Source organism: Pseudomonas sp. M2(2023) (assembly GCF_030263955.1).
GTDB classification, from domain to species: domain Bacteria; phylum Pseudomonadota; class Gammaproteobacteria; order Pseudomonadales; family Pseudomonadaceae; genus Aquipseudomonas; species Aquipseudomonas asiatica.
Genome location: NZ_CP127114.1, coordinates 4,830,874 through 4,848,455, shown reverse-complemented (window position 1 = coordinate 4,848,455; position 17,582 = coordinate 4,830,874). Strand labels below are relative to the sequence as shown.

Below are 17,582 nucleotides of genomic sequence, written 5' to 3'. Positions count from 1 at the left end.
CCCGGCGGACTATCCGGGCCCAATGGCTTGCGCAAGGCGAGGCGTACGATGAGCAAAGAAGTACTGCTGGTTGTTGAATCGGTATCCAACGAAAAAGGTGTACCGCCCGGCGTCATTTTCGAAGCGCTGGAAGTGGCACTGGCCACTGCAACCAAAAAACGTTTTGAAGACGAAGTCGACCTGCGTGTGGAAATCAACCGCCACACCGGTAGCTACGAGACCTTCCGTCGCTGGACCGTGGTCGACGAAGCCGATCTTGATGATCCGGCGATCGAGACCTGGTTGAGCAAGATTCACGAAACCCACCCTGAAGCCAAGGTTGGTGACGTGATCGAAGAGAAGATCGAGTCCATCGAATTCGGTCGTATTGCCGCCCAGACCGCCAAGCAGGTCATCGTGCAGAAGGTCCGTGAGGCCGAGCGTGCCCAGGTGGTCGATGCCTACCGCGAGCGCGTTGGCGAGATCATCTCCGGTACCGTCAAAAAGGTTACCCGCGACAACGTCATCGTTGACCTGGGCAACAACGCCGAGGCCCTGCTGGCCCGCGAAGACATCATTCCGCGCGAGACCTTCCGTGTTGGCGTGCGCCTGCGTGCGCTGCTCAAGGAAATTCGCACCGAGAACCGTGGCCCACAGCTGATCCTGTCGCGCACCGCGCCACAGATGCTGATCGAGCTTTTCCGCATCGAAGTGCCGGAAATTGCCGAGGGCCTCATCGAAGTCATGGCTGCATCCCGTGATCCGGGTTCGCGAGCCAAGATCGCCGTCCGCTCCAAGGACAAGCGCATCGACCCGCAAGGCGCCTGTATCGGCATGCGTGGTTCGCGCGTCCAGGCCGTATCCGGGGAGTTGGGTGGTGAGCGTGTGGATATCGTCCTGTGGGACGATAACCCGGCGCAGTTCGTCATCAACGCCATGTCGCCGGCTGAAGTCGCGGCGATCATCGTTGATGAAGATGCCCATGCCATGGACATCGCCGTTGCCGAGGACAACCTGGCCCAGGCCATTGGTCGTGGCGGTCAGAACGTTCGCCTGGCCAGTCAGCTGACCGGCTGGACCCTGAACGTGATGACCGAGAAGGACATCCAGGCCAAGCAGCAGGCCGAAACCGGTGACATCCTGCGCAATTTCATCGATGAACTGGAAGTCGACGAGGAGCTGGCCCAAGTGCTGGTCGACGAAGGCTTCACCAGCCTCGAAGAAATTGCCTACGTACCGTTGGAAGAAATGCTCAACATCGATGGCTTTGACGAAGATATCGTCAACGAGCTCCGCGCTCGAGCCAAGGACCGTTTGTTGACCAAGGCCATCGCTACCGAAGAAAAACTGGCAGACGCCCATCCGGCTGACGACCTGCTCTCCCTCGAGGGTATGGACAAGGACCTGGCGGCGGAACTGGCGGTGCGCGGCGTGGTTAACCGCGAAGACCTGGCCGAGCAGTCGATCGACGATCTGCTCGACATCGACGGCATCGACGAAGAGCGTGCCGGCAAGTTGATCATGGCCGCCCGAGCCCACTGGTTCGAGTAATTAGGCGCGGCCTGAGGAGAGAAGTGCATGACGCAAGTCACGGTGAAAGAACTGGCCCAAGAGGTCGAGGCACCGGTAGAGCGCCTGCTGCAGCAGATGCGTGAGGCAGGTCTGCCGCACACCGACGCCGGTCAGGTAGTGACCGACAATGAGAAGCAGACCTTGCTGACTCATTTGAAGAGCAGCCACAAGAGCAAGGCGGAAGAGCCTCGCAAGATTACCTTGCAGCGCAAAACCACCAGCACCCTGCGTGTCGCCGGTAGCAAGAGCATCAGCGTAGAAGTACGCAAGAAGAAAGTATTCGTGCAGCGCAGCCCGGAAGAAATCCAGGCTGAGCAGAAGCGTGAGCTGGAAGAGCGCCGCGCGGCTGAAAACGCCGCTCGCGAGAAGGTCGAGGCCGAAGTTCGCCAGCGCAACGAAGAGCAGGCTCGCCGTCAGGCCGCCGAAACCGCTGCTGCAGCCCCTGCGCCTGCCGCCAAGCCAGAGGCGGCACCTGCCGCTGCCCCGGCCCCGGTAGTTGCCGACGCCCCGGCGTCCGAAGACGCCGCAGCCCGTGCTGCCGAGCGCAAGAAGGACGAAGCTCGTCGCAACGAAGGCCGCACCCGTGACGAAGACCGTCGTGGTGGCGAGCGTCGTGGCGAGGCCCCGCGCGTGTCGATCAAGGTCAAGGTCAAGGAGAAGGAAAAGGCTCCTACTCCTCGTGCCGCGCCGCGCACCACCGATGAAGAGAGCGATGGCGTACGCCGTGGCCGCGGTGGCAAGAGCAAGCTGAAGAAGCGCAACCAGCACGGCTTCCAGAACCCGACCGGTCCAGTCATCCGTGACGTGACCATCGGCGAGACCATCACCGTCTCGGAACTGGCCCAACAGATGTCGGTCAAGGCCGCTGAAGTGGTCAAGTTCATGTTCAAGCTGGGTACCCCGGTCACCATCAACCAGGTGCTCGACCAGGAAACCGCTCAGCTGGTCGCCGAAGAACTGGGCCACAAAGTGACCCTGGTCAGCGATACCGCCCTGGAAGACTCCCTGGCCGAATCGCTGAAGTTCGAAGGTGAAGTCGAATCGCGTGCGCCGGTCGTTACCGTCATGGGTCACGTTGACCACGGTAAGACCTCGCTGCTCGACTACATCCGTCGTGCCAAGGTTGCCGCTGGCGAAGCCGGTGGTATTACCCAGCACATCGGTGCCTACCACGTGGAAACCGACCGCGGCATGGTCACCTTCCTCGATACCCCAGGCCACGCTGCGTTCACCGCAATGCGTGCCCGTGGTGCCAAGGCTACCGACATCGTCATCCTGGTGGTGGCGGCGGACGACGGCGTGATGCCGCAAACCCGCGAAGCCGTTCAGCATGCCAAGGCAGCTGGCGTTCCGCTGGTGGTTGCAGTGAACAAGATCGACAAGCCGGGTGCCGATATCGATCGCATCCGCAACGAGCTTGCTGTCGAAGGCGTGACCTCCGAGGACTGGGGTGGTGATACTCCGTTCGTCAAGGTTTCGGCCAAGATGGGTACCGGCGTCGACGAACTGCTCGAGGCTGTACTGCTGCAGGCCGAGATCCTGGAACTGACCGCTACCCCGACCGCTCCAGGTCGTGGTGTGGTTGTCGAATCTCGCCTGGACAAGGGCCGTGGCCCGGTGGCGACCATCCTGGTTCAGGACGGTACCCTGCGTCAGGGCGACATGGTCCTGTGCGGATCCAACTATGGCCGCGTGCGCGCCATGCTCGACGAGAACGGCAAGCCTGTGAAGGAAGCCGGCCCTTCGATCCCGGTCGAAATCCTCGGCCTGGACGGTACCCCGGAAGCCGGTGACGAGCTGTCCGTGGTTGCCGACGAGAAGAAGGCCCGTGAAGTTGCCCTGTTCCGTCAAGGCAAGTACCGCGAGGTCAAGCTGGCCCGTGCTCACGCCGGCAAGCTGGAAAACATCTTCGAGACCATGGGTCAGGAAGAGAAGAAGACCCTCAACATCGTCCTCAAGACCGACGTGCGTGGTTCCCTGGAAGCACTGCAGGGTTCGCTGTCGGGCCTGGGCAACGACGAAGTTCAGGTGCGCGTGATCGGTGGCGGCGTCGGTGGTATCACCGAAAGCGACGCCAACCTGGCGCTGGCTTCGAATGCAGTACTGTTCGGCTTCAACGTGCGTGCCGATGCCGGCGCGCGCAAGATCGTCGAGCAGGAAGGTCTGGATATGCGTTACTACAACGTGATCTACGACATCATCGAAGACGTCAAGAAGGCCCTGACCGGCATGCTCGGCAGCGATGTTCGCGAGAACATCCTGGGTGTCGCCGAAGTACGTGACGTGTTCCGTTCGCCGAAGTTCGGCGCCATCGCTGGCTGTATGGTCATCGAGGGTACCGTGTACCGCAACCGTCCGATCCGCGTACTGCGCGAAGACGTTGTGATCTTCGAAGGCGAGCTGGAGTCGCTGCGTCGCTTCAAGGACGACGCCTCCGAAGTACGTAACGGCATGGAGTGCGGTATTGGCGTGAAGAGCTACAACGACGTCAAGGTCGGCGACAAGATCGAAGTCTTCGAGAAAGTCCAGGTTGCTCGTACCCTTTAAGGGTGAGCAGGGCGCCAGCCCCCGCCGCAGGGCGGTGGGCAGCGCCTCAGTAGGTAGCGCCCGGTCAGGCTTCAGCCTGACCGGGCGTTTGCCGCTTTAAGTTACAGGTAGCAAGAATGGCAAAAGAATATAGCCGTACCCAACGCATCGGCGACCAGATGCAGCGCGAGCTGTCGGAGCTGATCCGCCGTGAAGTCAAAGACCCGCGCGTCGGCCTGGTGACCATCACTGCCGTCGATGTCAGCCGTGATCTTGGCCACGCCAAGGTGTTCATCACCGTGATGGGCCAGGACGGCGCCGACGCCGTACCGCAGACCCTCAAGGCCCTGACCAGCGCCGCGAGCTTCCTGCGCCTGCACCTGGGCCGTGTGATGCAACTGCGCAGCGTGCCGCAACTGCACTTCCACTTCGACGAAAGCGTCAGCCGTGGTGCCCACCTGTCGGCACTGATCGAGCGCGCGGTCGCCGAAGACCGTCTGCACAAGGATGCCGACAAGCTGGACGCCGAGGAGTAAGCGGTGGCCCAGGTCAAACGTATCCGCCGCAACGTCAGCGGCATCATCCTGCTCGACAAGCCGCTGGGCTTCACCTCCAACGCCGCCCTGCAAAAGGTGCGCTGGCTGCTCAATGCGGAAAAGGCCGGTCACACCGGCAGCCTCGATCCGCTGGCAACCGGCGTGCTGCCGCTGTGCTTTGGCGAAGCGACCAAGTTTTCGCAGTACCTGCTCGATTCCGACAAGGGCTACGAAACGGTCATGCAGATGGGGCAGACTACCAACACCGGCGATGCCGAAGGTGAAGTGCTGCAGACCCGTGAGGTGACCGTTGGTCGCGCCGACATCGAGGCCCTGCTGCCGCGTTTTCGTGGCCAGATCAGCCAGATACCGCCGATGTACTCGGCGCTCAAGCGTGATGGCCAGCCGCTTTACAAGCTGGCACGTGCAGGAGAGGTAGTGGAGCGCGAGGCGCGTTCTGTTACTATTGGCCGCTTGGAGTTGCTCGAGTGCGAAGGCACCCGTGCAAGGCTGAGCGTAGGATGCAGCAAAGGCACCTATATCCGCACCCTGGTGGAGGATATCGGTGAGGCCCTTGGCTGTGGCGCCTATGTCGCCGAGCTGCGCAGGACCCAGGCCGGGCCTTTCGCGCTGGCACAGACGGTCACCCTCGAGGAACTCGAACAGGCCCACGCCGAAGGTGGCAACGAAGCGCTCGACCGCTTCCTGATGCCTTCGGACAGCGGCCTGCAGGACTGGCCACTGGTGTGCCTGTCCGAGCACAGTGCGTTTTACTGGCTGCATGGGCAGGCGGTACGCGCGCCGGACGCGCCGCAATTTGGCATGGTCCGGGTACAGGATCACAATGCGCGCTTCATCGGTATCGGTGAAGTGAGCGAAGACGGGCGCATTGCGCCGCGTCGGCTGATTCGGTCGGAATGACCGAAACCGCGGGGTCGGGCAATTGCCAGGCCCCACGGCACCAAGGGTGGCTGTCAGTAGGCACGGTCACACCTTTTTTATTAATACAGGGATTTGTCCCTGGCCTATTGGACCCCGCATGCGGGATCCGTTATCAGGAGAAGCCAAATGGCCCTCAGCGTTGAAGAAAAAGCTCAGATCGTTGCCGAATACCAGCAAGCCGCCGGCGATACCGGTAGCCCGGAAGTGCAGGTTGCTCTGCTGACCGCCAACATCAACAAGCTGCAAGGCCACTTCAAGGCCAACGATAAAGACCACCACTCCCGTCGTGGTCTGATCCGTATGGTCAACCAGCGTCGTAAGCTGCTGGACTACCTGAAGGGCAAAGACACCACTCGTTACAGCGCCCTGATCGGTCGCCTGGGTCTGCGTCGCTAATAGCGGCCTGGCCAGTGGTGTGCATGGCGTGTCGCAGGCTTCGGCAGGGCTGTTTTGCAGTGCTGCCGTTGGACACGCCACGCGTATCTCCGAGGTTGGCAGCCTGGCAATGCTGAGCGGATTTTCCGCTTGGTGCCAGGCTCCCAGCCTCGTGTTGTATCTGGACGGTCAATGGGGCCGATTCCCCGTTCTGCCCAAGAATTCGCAAGAAACCAGTTCCCCCAGAGCCACTGAAAAAAGGTAGGAAACCGTGAACCCGGTAATCAAGACATTCCAGTTCGGTCAGTCGACCGTTACTCTCGAAACGGGCCGTATTGCCCGTCAGGCAACCGGCGCCGTGCTGGTTACCGTCGACAACGACGTCACCGTGCTGGTGACCGTGGTCGGTGCCAAACAGGCCGATCCAGGCAAGGGCTTCTTCCCGCTGTCGGTCCACTACCAGGAAAAGACCTACGCCGCCGGCAAGATCCCGGGTGGCTTCTTCAAGCGTGAAGGCCGTCCTTCCGAGAAAGAGACCCTGACCTCGCGCCTGATCGACCGTCCGATCCGTCCGCTGTTCCCGGAAGGCTTCATGAACGAAGTGCAGGTTGTCTGCACCGTGGTTTCCACCAGCAAGAAGACCGACCCGGACATCGCTGCGATGATCGGTACCTCGGCCGCCCTGGCCATCTCCGGCATTCCTTTCGAAGGCCCGATCGGCGCCGCTCGCGTTGCCTTCCACGAAAGCACCGGCTACCTGCTGAACCCGACCTACGAGCAACTGGCTGCCTCGAGCCTGGACATGGTCGTTGCCGGTACCGAATCGGCTGTACTGATGGTTGAGTCGGAAGCCAAAGAGCTGACCGAAGACCAGATGCTGGGCGCCGTGCTGTTCGCCCACGACGAATTCCAGGCCGTGATCCAGGCCGTCAAGGAACTGGCTGCCGAAGCCGGCAAGCCGACCTGGGACTGGCAGCCAGCCCCGGCCAACGTCGAGCTGATGAACCTGGTACGCGCCGAGTTCGGCGAAGCCGTTTCGCAGGCCTACACCATCACCCAGAAGGCTGACCGCTACAATCGCCTGGGCCAGCTGCGCGACGAGGCTGTTGCCCGTCTGAGCAACGAAGAGACCGGCCCGTCCGCCGGCGCCATCAAGGAAATCTTCGGCGAGCTGGAATACCGCACCGTCCGTGAGAACATCGTCAACGGCAAACCGCGTATCGACGGCCGTGACACCCGCACCGTGCGCCCGCTGAACATCGAAGTCGGCGTCTTGCCAAAGACTCACGGTTCGGCGCTGTTCACCCGTGGCGAAACCCAGGCCCTGGTCGTTGCGACCCTGGGTACTGCCCGTGACGCCCAGCTGCTGGACACCCTGGAAGGCGAGAAAAAAGACCCGTTCATGCTGCACTACAACTTCCCGCCATTCTCGGTGGGTGAGTGCGGTCGCATGGGCGGCGCTGGCCGTCGTGAAATCGGCCACGGCCGCCTGGCCCGTCGTGGCGTGCAGGCCATGCTGCCGAGCGACAGCGAGTTCCCGTACACCATCCGCGTGGTATCGGAAATCACCGAATCCAATGGTTCCAGCTCCATGGCTTCGGTCTGTGGTGCTTCCCTGGCCCTGATGGACGCTGGTGTACCGATGAAGGCACCGGTTGCCGGTATCGCCATGGGCCTGGTCAAGGAAGGTGACAAGTTCGCCGTCCTGACCGACATCCTGGGTGACGAAGACCACCTGGGCGACATGGACTTCAAGGTAGCCGGTACCGCCAAGGGTGTTACCGCGCTGCAGATGGACATCAAGATCAACGGTATCACCGAAGAGATCATGGAGATCGCCCTGGGCCAGGCCCTGGAAGCGCGCCTGAATATCCTCGGCCAGATGAACCAGATCATCGCCCAGTCGCGTAGCGAGCTGTCGGCCAACGCCCCGACCATGATCGCGATGAAGATCGACACCGACAAGATCCGTGACGTCATCGGTAAAGGCGGCGCCACCATTCGCGCCATCTGCGAAGAGACCAAGGCTTCGATCGACATCGAAGACGATGGCTCGATCAAGATCTTCGGCGAAACCAAGGAAGCGGCAGATGCTGCCAAGCAACGCATCCTGGGCATTACCGCCGAAGCCGAGATCGGCAAGATCTACGTCGGCAAGGTCGAGCGCATCGTCGACTTCGGTGCGTTCGTAAACATCCTGCCTGGCAAGGACGGCCTGGTGCACATCTCCATGCTGAGCGATGCTCGCGTCGAGAAAGTCACCGACATCCTGAAAGAAGGCCAGGAAGTCGAAGTACTGGTACTGGACGTGGATAACCGCGGCCGTATCAAGCTGTCGATCAAGGACGTTGCCGCGGCGAAGGCCTCGGGCGTCTAAGCGACCGCCACGCAACAGGAAAAGGGCCCTTCGGGGCCCTTTTTTCATGGGCGAAAGGGAACCTTTTGCGGACTTGCATCTTGCATGCAGGTTTACCGTGCAGATTGCAAAATGCACGACGACGGGAATGCTGGTTTTTCGCTAACTTATTGATTTGAAAGGAAACAAGCGAGACGGAAAAGCTGGCACAGCGCATGCAACTACCTCCATATCTGACGCCAGGACATACGGCGCAGACCTTTCGAAAAACAGGAGTGACTCACATGAAGAAGTTCGCCATTGCTGCCGCTACTGCTACCGCCCTGACCCTGACCATGGCTAACGGCGCATTCGCTGCGGAGCCAACCCAGGCTCCAGTCATGTTGGCTGCCAACACCGTGGATAACGCCAAGCAGGAAGGTTCCGACACCTGGATCACTACCAAGGTGAAAGCGGACCTGCTGACTGAAAAAGGTATTCCAGGCAGCGACATCAAAGTCGAGACCAGCCAAGGCGTCGTCTCGCTGTCGTCTGACGTGGCGATCACTCAATCCCAGAAAGAAGAAGCAGTACGCATCACCAAGAACATCAAAGGCGTAAAAAGCGTCATGTCTGACGGCCTGAAAGCCGAATAAGGAATGTCCCGTCGGCCAAACGGATTTGGCCACCTTCGCTCCGAGCCCCGGCTATTTGCCGGGGCTTTTCATTGGCGGCTAGTACACCGGGTTACGCGCGATCACATCACTCTCGAAGCATTCTTGCTCGACGATCAGCGGCTCGACCAATGGCCGGCTATCGCGAAAGTGCGCGGTCTGGGTATGCGCTTCATAGGCTGCATCGTCGCGGTAGATCTCGTACAGGTAGATCAACTCCGGGTCGACCCGGTCTTGCGACACATCGAATGCCAGGCAACCAGGTTCAGTGGCGACTGAGGCTGCGGCATTGACCTTGATCGCAGTGAGAAAATCCTCGGCGCAACCGGGCTTCACTCGGGTCTTGATGAACAGGCTATACACAAGGCTCTCCTTTTGTTTTAAATTCTCAACTGAATTGTATACAAAAATGGAGCTTCGCCAATGTCCGAATTGCCTGCACGCCCTGGTCGCCTGAACGGCCTGCGCCATATTGCCTTGTTGGTGCCCAACCTGGAGGAGTGCGAACGCTTCTACGTCGATGTGCTGGGCATGGAGGTGCTGAACCGCGCCAACGAAGACCTGGTATATCTCACTTGTGGTAACGACAACCTGTCGCTGGGGCGCGGGGCAGGGGCGGCCAATGGTTTGCAGACCCTGGACCACTATGGGTTCATCGTCGATAGCGTGGAGGAGCTGGAGGCCTGGTACCAGTATTTCAAGGCCCATGGCGTGACCCTGCTGGACCGGCCGTTCAACCATGGTGACGGGGCGCGCAGCTTCCACCTGCTGGACCCGGCAGGGAACAAGGTGCAGCCGTTGTACCACCCGGCGGTGTCGGGGCAGCGGTTGGTGTGAAGCCTGTACCGGCCTCTTCGCGGGCTTGCCCGCTCCCACAAGGACCGTACACAGTTCAAGGCCTGTGCAGTACCTGTGGGAGCGGGCAAGCCCGCGAAGAGGCCAGACCTGCTAGTAGAAGTTATTCGGCATCCAGATGCATCGGCGTCACCACCCGACCATCGCTCTCGGCCTGGCCCAGACTGGTATCGATGAAGTACACCCGGTCATCTTCCAGCTGGCCTTTGTCTACCAGGTAATCCTTGATGCTGCTGGCCCGCTCCTGGCCAAGTGTGCGCAGCAGCGCAGTACTTTCGGCCCAGGACTTGATCACCGCCTCGCGCAGCTTGGCGGTGCGCTCGTCGCGGCCCAGTTGCTCCCATTCCGCAGGCGGCTGTTGCTTCAGGCGGTTACGGTAGATGCCTTCGAGCATCGCCGGTTTTTCGCTGTCGTCGACCACCAGCATCGAGGCATTGGCCGGCACCTTGTCACCGCGGCGCTGCAGGATCTTGTACCAGGTGGCCTGGTACTCACGCTCCAGGCGCTGCTGGGCGATCAGCGGGCCGTCGCTGGCCTGGGCGCTGGTGCCTTCGATTTCCAGGCGCAGCTCCGGGCGTTCCTTCAGGGCCGACGCCAATTTGTCCAACGATGCCTGGGCGTCGCCACTAAGCTCGCTGGAGCCCGGGGCGAAGGACACATTGCCCAGATCTTCCGAGCCACCGCCGGCAACTAGCCCGCCAATGAACTTGAACGGCGCTTGCGCCGCACGCAACACCAGGTTGCGCAGGGTTTGCCAGACGATCGGCATCACGCTGAACTGCGGGTTGTTGAGGTCTCCAGATACTGGCAGCTCGATCGAGATCTTGCCTTCGGTATCCTTCAGCAGTGCCACCGCCAGGCGGATAGGGAGGTCCACTGCGTCCGGGCTGTCGACCTTCTCGCCCAACTGCAACTGCTCAACCACCACCTTGTTCTCGGCCTTCAGCTGGCCATTGGTGATCAGGTAATGCAGGTCGAGGTTGAGCCGGCCCTTGCGGATACGGAAGCCGGCGAACTTGCCGGAGTAGGGTGTGAGTGTGGTCAGCTCGACCCGCTTGAAGCTGGTGGCGATATCCAGGCTGGCCAGCGGGTTGAACGGGTTGAGGGCGCCTTTGATGGTGACCGGCGCGTAGCGGTCGACCTTACCCTTGACGTCGACCTTGGCCGGCACCGGCTTGCGATTGTCGATGGTGTCGATCCGGCCGCTCAGCTGCTGGATGGCCGTGGCGAAGTTGGGGGTGAGGGACAGGTCGGCGAAGTTGGCCGAGCCGTCGTTGATGTCGATCTGGCCGATGTGGATGCCTAGCGGCTTGTCGTTGCCGGCGGAGGCCGGCTTGGACTGGCTGGTCGCCGGGGCGCCGGCCGGCTGCGGGATCAGCAGGTCGTTGATGTTGGTCGTGCGGTCTTCGTTGATGATGAAACGCGCATAGGGTTGCAGCAGGGTCACTTTGTCGATCGACAGCGCATCGCCGTGCACGTAGGACAGGCCGTCGACGTTCACCTGTTGCCATTTGACGAAGTCACGGCTCTTGATGGTGTCGAGGGTGTGCAGCTGGCTGACCTGTGCCTTGCCGGTGACACTGAAGGCCAGTGGTGCGGTGTTCTTCAGGTCGACCTTGAGGTCGCTGGCGAGCATGCCGCTGCGCAGCTCCAGCAGGATGAACGGGCTGATATAGGCCTGGGCCACTCGCAGGTCGATATCGCGGGTGCTCACGTCCAGCTTGGCCCAGATGGGCGCCAGGTTGACCTGGCCGGCCGCCTGAAGCTTGCCTTGCTTGCCCACGCCGGTATCGAGCTTGAGGTTGAAGGGCGACTTGTTGAGACTGTCGAAACCTTGCAGGTCGGCGTTGAGCGGGCCGACGTCGAGGGCCACCGGCTCCTTCTGAGTACGGTCTGCCAGGTGCACCAGGTAGTTACGCAGTTGCACGTCCTTGAGCAGCACCTGCCAGGGTTTGCTCGGCTCCTTGGCGGCTTGCTGTTCGGGCGTGGGCTCGGCGGCGGCCGGTTCGGCCTTTTCCTTCGGCGTAGCCTTGGCCGGCTGGCTGGCGAACAGTTTCTGCCAGTCGAGCTGGCCGTCCTTTTCCAGCGCGGCCCAGGTTTCCAGTTTTTCGCTGCGGATCTTGCCCACGGTGACCAGCTGCTTGACCAGATCGACCGAGGTTTCGCTTACTTCCAGGCTGGCCAGGCGTGCCAGCGGGCGGCCATCCGGGGCCTTGATGGCAAACGGGGCGATGCGCACCGACGCGTTGTCCAGCAACAGTTCGGTCTGCTTGGCGAGGTTGAGCTTGTAGTGGGTGTCGAGGCTGACCACGCCGTCTTCCAGCACCAGTGGCACGGCATCGCGCACATAGGGCCAGAATGCCTTCATCTTGCCTTCGGTGATCTTCAGTGTGCCTTCAGAGGCGATTGGCGCCAGGCTAAGGGTGCCTTTCCAGTCGATGCGCCCGCCGTTGGGGCCGATGGCCACCAGGGTCATGTCGGCATTGTCGTTGGGCAGGGTGCTGAGGTTTTTCAGCTCCAGGTTCATGTTGTCGTAGAGGAACTCGATCGGCTCGCTCGGGCGCAGGTCCTCGAAGTGCAGGTAACCATCGCTGAGCTTGATGCTGCCGATGCGTAGCGGGAACGGGTCGCTGGGTGGCTCGTCAGGCTTGGCTTCGCTGGCTGGCAGTTTGAACAGGCGGGTCAGGTTGAGAGTACCGTCCTTGGCGAACAGCACTTCGTTGCGCGGTTTGACCAGTTCCACTGCGTCCAGGTGCAGGGCACCGCTCCATAGACTGTCGAGCGAAAGATTGGCGTACAGCCGGTCGAAGCCGACCTGCTCCTTGCCAGGCTCGCCGATCTGCAGGCCCCACAGTGTCAGCTCGAGGCTGAAGGGGTTGAGTTCGATCCGATCGAGGTGGGCAGGCACGGTTGCGTACTGGGCCAACTGTTGGTTGGCGATGCGCAGCGCGACACCGGGGAGAACGAAAAAGCCAAGAAGGCTGTAGAGGGCTACCAGGGCCAGCAGTGCGCCAGCGGCGCGAGTCAATCCTTTGTACATGTGTCGCTTCGTCTGTCTAAGCAGGAGAGCTTGGAGTATGGCACGTTAAATCAGTTCCGCTGAGGCGACCAGTTGACCTCATTCGATACCCATGCGCCGTTTGGCCCGGTGCGCCGAGCCGTCGCGCATCGCCCAGCGCAGTACTGGCGCAGTGCGTTGCAGGCCCAGGCGGATCATGCGCCGCTGCAACGGACCGTGCTGTAGCCCGAGCATGGTCTGGGCCCAGGCCGGCAGCAGGTCGATGCCGGCGTGTAGCATCAGCTTGCCCACCGGCTGTGCCAGGCGGCTGGGGGCGGGGGCATCGAGCAGGATGCCGACCACCTCATGGCTGCGGGCGTCGCAGTGCAACTGTGGGCGCATGTGCTGCAGATAGTCCTCGACCTGCTGGCACGAGCGCGGCACGTCGCGGGCGCCAAGGCGCTCGGCAATCAATGCGATCTCTGCGTAGTAGGCATCCTGCTCGGCGCGCGCTAGTTGCGGGTTGCGGTAACGCAGGTGGGCGGCGAGAAAGCTGCTGACTTCCGCCACGTGCACCCAGGTCAGCAGGTCAGGGTCGCTGGCCGCATATGGGCGGCCATCCGGCGCGGTGCCTGTCACCTGCAGGTGGATGGTGCGCACCTTGTCGATCAGCCACTCGGCATCGCGGGTGGCGCCGAAGGTGGTGCCGGAGATGAATTGGCTGGTGCGGCGCAGGCGGCCGAGCAGGTCTTCACGGAAGTTGGAATGGTCCCACACCCCGGCCAGGGCCAGTGGGTGCAGCAACTGCAGCATGAGGGCACTGATGCCACCGACCAGCATGCTCGGGAAGTCGCCATGTACCCGCCAGCTGATGCTGTGCGGGCCGAACAGGCCGGGGTCGCCTTTGGGCGATTCCAGGTCGAGCTGGCCGAGGGCCAGCCCTGTAAGGCTCATGACCTGGGTTTCGATGCGGCGGCGAAGGGCTTCCATGGCGACCTGTGGTTCAGGGCGGCCATGGGCAACGGCCGCCGGTTACTGGTTGAGGCGTTTGTCGATCAGGCCCTGCACCACGCTGGGGTCGGCCAGGGTCGAGGTATCGCCCAGGTTGTCGAGTTCGTTGCAGGCGATCTTGCGCAGTATACGCCGCATGATCTTGCCTGAGCGTGTCTTGGGCAGCGCCGGAGCCCACTGGATCAGCTCGGGTTTGGCGAAACTGCCGATTTCCTTGCTGACCAGGGCCAGTAGCTCGGCCTTGAGCGCGTCGTCCGGCGTTACACCATTCATCGGTGTGACGAAAGCGTAAACGCCTTGGCCCTTGAGGTCGTGGGGGTAACCGACCACCGCCGCTTCGGCAACGCTGTCATGCAGCACCAGCGCGCTTTCCACTTCGGCGGTACCGATACGGTGACCGGAAACGTTGATCACGTCATCGATACGCCCGGTGATCCAGTAGTCTCCATCGGCATCGCGGCGGGCACCGTCGCCGGTGAAGTAATAGCCGGGCATCGGCTTGAAGTAGGTGTCGACCATGCGCTGATGGTCGCCATAGACACTTCGGATCTGCCCGGGCCAGCTGGCCTTGATCGCCAGCAGGCCGGCACCGGGGCCCTCGATGAGCTTGCCCTTTTCGTCCAGCAGCACTGGTTGTACGCCGAACATGGGCTGGGTGGCACAGCCGGGCTTGAGCGACTGCGAGCCGGGCAGCGGGGTGAGCATGATGCCGCCTGTCTCGGTCTGCCACCAGGTATCGACGATGGGGCAGCGCTTTTGCCCGACTTCTTCGAAATACCACTCCCAGGCTTCCGGGTTGATCGGCTCGCCGACGCTGCCCAGCAGGCGCAGGCTCTGGCGTGAAGTACTCTGCAGCGGCGCGGAGCCCTCGCGCATCAGCGCGCGCAGGGCGGTCGGGGCGGTGTAGAAGATGTTCACCTTGTGTTTGTCCACCACTTGCCAGAAGCGCGAGGTGTCCGGGTAGTTGGGCACGCCTTCGAACATCAGCGAGATCGCGCCATTGGCCAGCGGACCATAGACGATGTAGCTGTGGCCGGTCACCCAGCCGACATCGGCGGTGCACCAGAACACCTCGCCATCACGGTAGTCGAACACCACCTTGAAGGTGAGGGTGGCCTGCAGCAGGTAGCCGCCGGTAGTGTGCAGCACGCCTTTGGGTTTGCCGGTGCTGCCGGAGGTGTAGAGGATGAACAGCGGGTCTTCTGCACCCATCGGCTCGGGAACGCAGTCGTCGCCGGCTTTTTCCGTTGCCTCGTGGTACCAGAGGTCACGGCCTTCGGCCCAGACGACATCGCCGCCGGTACGGCGCACCACGAATACGCTGCTGACCGCGGGGCAGCTGGCCAGGGCCTTGTCGACGTTCTGTTTCAGTGGGATGCGTTTGCCGCCGCGCACACCTTCATCGGCGGTGATCACCGTACGGCAGTCGGCATCGAGGATACGGTCGCGCAAGGCATCGGGCGAGAAGCCGCCGAACACCACCGAGTGGATGGCACCGATGCGGGTGCAGGCAAGCATGGCGAAGGCGGCCTCGGGGATCATCGGCATGTAGATGCACACCCTGTCGCCTTTCTTCACCCCGCGTGCTTTCAGTGCATTGGCCAGGCGGCAGACCTGGCGGTGCAGTTCGCGGTAGGTGATGGCCTTGGAATCCTTGGGGTCATCGCCTTCCCACAGCAGGGCGGTCTGTTCGCCGCGTCGGGCCAGGTGGCGGTCGATGCAGTTGTAGCTGACGTTGAGCTGGGCGCCGTCGAACCAGCGGGCGCTGCCGGTCTTCAGGTCGCATTGCTGCACGCTCGACCAGGGTTTGATCCATTCCAGGCGCTTGGCCTGTTCGGCCCAGAAGGTGTCGGGGTCATCCACCGACTGGCGGTAGAGGCGGCGGTACTCGTCGGGGGTGAGGGCGGCGGACTGGCTGACGGCCAGGGCCTGGGGGTAGTTGCGGATATCGAACATGGCGGGTGGTCCTGCTCTTGTAAGGGGCGATGGACTGCAACGGCTATTCGATAGGACAGTGTAGCTGGGAGAGGTGTTCAACCTGAGCCGGCCTCTTCGCGGGCGAGCCCGCGAAGAAGTTGGCGAAGGTTTCAGATCAACCGCGGTGACGGCCGCGGAAGTAGTTGATCAGGCCTTGGGTGGAACCATCTTCGGCGCTGTCTTCCAGGCTGCCGACCAGGCGTTGGTAAACGCCCTTGCCCAATTCTTTGCCCAGCTCCACGCCCCACTGGTCGAAAGCGTTGATGCCCCAGATCACGCTCTGCACGAACACCTTGTGCTCGTACATCGCCACCAGCGCGCCCAGGCGGCGCGGGCTGATGCGTTCCACCACCAGGGTGTTGCTCGGGCGGTTGCCCGGGATCACCTTGTGCGGGGCCAGCTTTTCGATGTCCGCTTCGTTCAGGCCTTTGCCACGCAGCTCTGCCTCGGCTTCCTCGCGGGTTTTGCCCAACATCAGCGCCTGGCTCTGCGACAGGCAGTTGGCGTACAGCCACTGATGATGGTCGGCCACCGGGTTGAAGCTCACCACCGGCACGATGAAGTCGGCCGGAATCAGCTGAGTGCCCTGGTGCAGCAGCTGGTGGTAGGCATGCTGGCCGTTGCAGCCGACGCCGCCCCAGATAACCGGACCGGTGTCGGTCTTCACCGGGGTGCCGTCCTGCAGCACGCTCTTGCCGTTGGACTCCATGTCCAGCTGTTGCAGGTGCTTGGTGATGTTGCGCAGGTAGTGGTCGTACGGCAGGATCGCGTGACTCTGGGCGCCCCAGAAGTTGCCGTACCACACGCCCAGCAGGGCCAGCAGCACCGGCATGTTCTTGTCGAACGGCGCGGTCTGGAAGTGCTGGTCCATGGTGTAGGCACCGGACAGCAGTTCCTTGAAGTTGGCGGTACCGATGGCCAGGGCGATCGGCAGGCCGATGGCCGACCACAGCGAGTAGCGCCCGCCCACCCAGTCCCACATCGGGAAGATGTTTTCTTCGCGGATGCCGAAGGCCACGGCGGCGGCCTTGTTACTGGAAACGGCGATGAAGTGGCGATACAGCTCGGCTTCCGAGCCGCCCTGGGCCAGGTACCAGGTACGCGCGGCCATTGCGTTCTTCAAGGTCTCGAGGGTGTTGAACGACTTCGACGAGACGATGAACAGGGTGGTTTCGGCGCGCAGGTTGGCCGACAGCTCGTGGAACTCACTGCCGTCGATGTTCGCCAGGTAGTGGCAGCGCACGCCGCGCTGGGCGTAGGGCAGCAGCGCCTCGGACACCAGTTCGGGGCCGAGGAACGAGCCGCCGATGCCGATGTTGACCACGTCGGTGATCGGTTTTTCGCTGTAGCCGCGCCACAGCCCGTCGTGAATGCGGCCGACCAGTTCGGTGATCTGGTTGAGTACCTTGTGTACTTCCGGCATGACGTTCACGCCGTTGACGCTGAGCTTGTCGCCTACCGGCCGGCGCAGGGCGGTGTGCAGCACCGGGCGACCTTCGGAGGCGTTGATGATTTCGCCACTGAACATCGACTTGATGGCGTCCTGCAGGCCCACTTCGTTGGCCAGGTTCACGAGCAGGTCGCGGCTTTGTTCGGTGATCAGGTTTTTCGAGTAGTCGAGGAACAGGCCGCAGCAGCTCAAGGAAAACTGCTCGAAGCGCTTGGTATCGGCGGCGAAGGCTTCGCGCATGCTGAAACCTTGCATGGCGTCGCGGTGTTGCTGAAGCGCCTGCCAGGCGGGCAGGGCCGTGACATCGTGGGGTGTACGGTAATACGCCATTGCGCGGGGTTCCCTTGGTGCG

General features: G+C 62.2%; 13 protein-coding genes. 8 read left to right on the top strand and 5 right to left on the bottom strand.

Annotated features, from left to right (window positions below; genetic code table 11):
* Nucleotides 1–48: 48 nt before the first annotated feature.
* The 7 genes from nusA to QN085_RS22250 all read left to right on the top strand — a co-directional run bounded on the left by nusA (nt 49) and on the right by QN085_RS22250 (nt 8,921).
* Complete coding sequence (nusA, locus tag QN085_RS22280; protein WP_003258062.1) at nt 49–1,530, top strand: transcription termination factor NusA; 1,482 nt, start codon at nt 49–51, stop codon at nt 1,528–1,530.
* A gap of 27 nt (nt 1,531–1,557) precedes the next feature.
* Nucleotides 1,558–4,098, top strand: a complete 2,541-nt coding sequence (gene infB, locus QN085_RS22275) for a translation initiation factor IF-2 (RefSeq protein ID WP_024087764.1) — start codon at nt 1,558–1,560, stop codon at nt 4,096–4,098.
* Between the two features lie 116 nt (nt 4,099–4,214).
* Complete coding sequence (rbfA, locus tag QN085_RS22270) at nt 4,215–4,613, top strand: 30S ribosome-binding factor RbfA (RefSeq protein WP_003258061.1); 399 nt, start codon at nt 4,215–4,217, stop codon at nt 4,611–4,613.
* Between the two features lie 3 nt (nt 4,614–4,616).
* The gene (truB, locus tag QN085_RS22265; RefSeq protein ID WP_013974284.1) at nt 4,617–5,534 is read left to right on the top strand and encodes a tRNA pseudouridine(55) synthase TruB; all 918 of its coding nucleotides are present in this window, start codon (nt 4,617–4,619) and stop codon (nt 5,532–5,534) included.
* A 147-nt stretch (nt 5,535–5,681) separates the two neighbouring features.
* On the top strand, nt 5,682–5,951 hold the full coding sequence (gene rpsO / locus QN085_RS22260) for a 30S ribosomal protein S15 (protein ID WP_003249971.1): 270 nt from the start codon (nt 5,682–5,684) through the stop codon (nt 5,949–5,951).
* A gap of 250 nt (nt 5,952–6,201) precedes the next feature.
* The gene (pnp, locus tag QN085_RS22255) at nt 6,202–8,307 is read left to right on the top strand and encodes a polyribonucleotide nucleotidyltransferase (RefSeq protein WP_013974283.1); all 2,106 of its coding nucleotides are present in this window, start codon (nt 6,202–6,204) and stop codon (nt 8,305–8,307) included.
* A 263-nt stretch (nt 8,308–8,570) separates the two neighbouring features.
* A complete protein-coding gene (locus QN085_RS22250) occupies nt 8,571–8,921 on the top strand; it encodes a BON domain-containing protein (RefSeq protein ID WP_013974282.1) in 351 nt (116 codons plus the stop codon).
* Between the two features lie 78 nt (nt 8,922–8,999).
* Here QN085_RS22250 and QN085_RS22245 read toward each other — a convergent pair whose 3' ends face one another.
* On the bottom strand, nt 9,000–9,302 hold the full coding sequence (locus tag QN085_RS22245) for a heme-binding protein (protein ID WP_023661347.1): 303 nt from the start codon (nt 9,300–9,302) through the stop codon (nt 9,000–9,002).
* Nucleotides 9,303–9,362: 60 nt separating this feature from the next.
* On the opposite strand from QN085_RS22245, the gene QN085_RS22240 reads away from it, so the two are divergent.
* Nucleotides 9,363–9,776, top strand: a complete 414-nt coding sequence (locus QN085_RS22240) for a VOC family protein (RefSeq protein ID WP_010955354.1) — start codon at nt 9,363–9,365, stop codon at nt 9,774–9,776.
* Nucleotides 9,777–9,897: 121 nt separating this feature from the next.
* Here QN085_RS22240 and QN085_RS22235 read toward each other — a convergent pair whose 3' ends face one another.
* The 4 genes from QN085_RS22235 to pgi all read right to left on the bottom strand — a co-directional run bounded on the left by QN085_RS22235 (nt 9,898) and on the right by pgi (nt 17,560).
* A complete protein-coding gene (locus QN085_RS22235; RefSeq protein WP_285688455.1) occupies nt 9,898–12,834 on the bottom strand; it encodes a DUF748 domain-containing protein in 2,937 nt (978 codons plus the stop codon).
* Nucleotides 12,835–12,912: 78 nt separating this feature from the next.
* Nucleotides 12,913–13,782, bottom strand: a complete 870-nt coding sequence (locus QN085_RS22230; RefSeq protein WP_013974279.1) for an oxygenase MpaB family protein — start codon at nt 13,780–13,782, stop codon at nt 12,913–12,915.
* Between the two features lie 42 nt (nt 13,783–13,824).
* Complete coding sequence (acs, locus tag QN085_RS22225; RefSeq protein ID WP_013974278.1) at nt 13,825–15,759, bottom strand: acetate--CoA ligase; 1,935 nt, start codon at nt 15,757–15,759, stop codon at nt 13,825–13,827.
* 136 nt (nt 15,760–15,895) lie between these two features.
* Nucleotides 15,896–17,560 carry a glucose-6-phosphate isomerase gene (gene pgi, locus QN085_RS22220; RefSeq protein WP_024087758.1) on the bottom strand — a complete coding sequence of 555 codons (1,665 nt, stop codon included), beginning with the start codon at nt 17,558–17,560 and terminating at the stop codon, nt 15,896–15,898.
* Between the last annotated feature and the right edge of the window lie 22 nt (nt 17,561–17,582).

Coding starts and splice junctions, on each gene's coding strand:
- QN085_RS22250 (WP_013974282.1), top strand. CDS start 8,571: ATGAAGAAGTTCGCCATTGCTGCCGCTACTGCTACCGCCCTGACCCTG.
- QN085_RS22230 (WP_013974279.1), bottom strand. CDS start 13,782: ATGGAAGCCCTTCGCCGCCGCATCGAAACCCAGGTCATGAGCCTTACA.
- rpsO (WP_003249971.1), top strand. CDS start 5,682: ATGGCCCTCAGCGTTGAAGAAAAAGCTCAGATCGTTGCCGAATACCAG.
- acs (WP_013974278.1), bottom strand. CDS start 15,759: ATGTTCGATATCCGCAACTACCCCCAGGCCCTGGCCGTCAGCCAGTCC.
- infB (WP_024087764.1), top strand. CDS start 1,558: ATGACGCAAGTCACGGTGAAAGAACTGGCCCAAGAGGTCGAGGCACCG.
- rbfA (WP_003258061.1), top strand. CDS start 4,215: ATGGCAAAAGAATATAGCCGTACCCAACGCATCGGCGACCAGATGCAG.
- QN085_RS22240 (WP_010955354.1), top strand. CDS start 9,363: ATGTCCGAATTGCCTGCACGCCCTGGTCGCCTGAACGGCCTGCGCCAT.
- QN085_RS22235 (WP_285688455.1), bottom strand. CDS start 12,834: ATGTACAAAGGATTGACTCGCGCCGCTGGCGCACTGCTGGCCCTGGTA.
- pgi (WP_024087758.1), bottom strand. CDS start 17,560: ATGGCGTATTACCGTACACCCCACGATGTCACGGCCCTGCCCGCCTGG.
- nusA (WP_003258062.1), top strand. CDS start 49: ATGAGCAAAGAAGTACTGCTGGTTGTTGAATCGGTATCCAACGAAAAA.